The following is a 642-nucleotide window of genomic DNA, read 5'->3' as shown; positions in this document are numbered from 1 at the left end:
TGAAACTCAGTATATTGTTTAATAATTATTCAATTTCGGACGACTTGGTTTTCTGTCCGAATTACGCAACAAAGCCAATATGAGCCGGGATCAAAGCCGGACGCTTTCGGTCTTTTAACTGCTTATTCCAAGCATCACCAAATATTGAGCCTAAAAATAGATGTCCAGCGAGCAAAGCGAGAGAGTAAACATCATCTTGCGGTTCCGCGATGCCAGTTTCTATATAAAGAGGGGAAGCGTAGCTCAAGCTTGCTTCTGCGTAAGGTTCTGTCTCTCCAATGTAACGAGCAGCGCCGAAATCAATGAGCTTAACGTAATCGCCTTCACTCACTAATACGTTAGATGGTTTAATATCAAGATGGCAGATACCTCTTGTATGCATAAACTCTAGAGCGCCAGCGAGTTGATACACCAACCAAGCGATGTGGTCGTGGCGGAAGCCTTTAGAAGAATGACGCTCCATTTTTTCTGCCAGTGATTCACCTTGGATCCACTCGTACATCAAATATGAGCGTTCGAATTCGTTGCCGATTTTTACAAAGTTAGCCACGCTAGGGTGTTGAGAAAGGGCTTTGTTGCGTAATTCGGACAGAAAACCAAGTCGTCCGAAATTGAATAATTATTAAACAATATACTGAGTTT

1 pseudogene is annotated in these 642 nt (G+C 42.5%); it reads right to left on the bottom strand.

The window, feature by feature from the left end:
• Window positions 1-76 precede the first annotated feature (76 nt).
• Window positions 77-592 (bottom strand): annotated as a pseudogene (locus R7Z77_RS26270) (serine/threonine protein kinase); the annotation flags it as partial.
• Between the last annotated feature and the right edge of the window lie 50 nt (window positions 593-642).

Source organism: Vibrio sp. 1401, assembly GCF_033340295.1.
The sequence above is the reverse complement of the archived record's forward strand: the minus strand, read 5'-3'. Positions and strand labels throughout refer to the sequence as shown.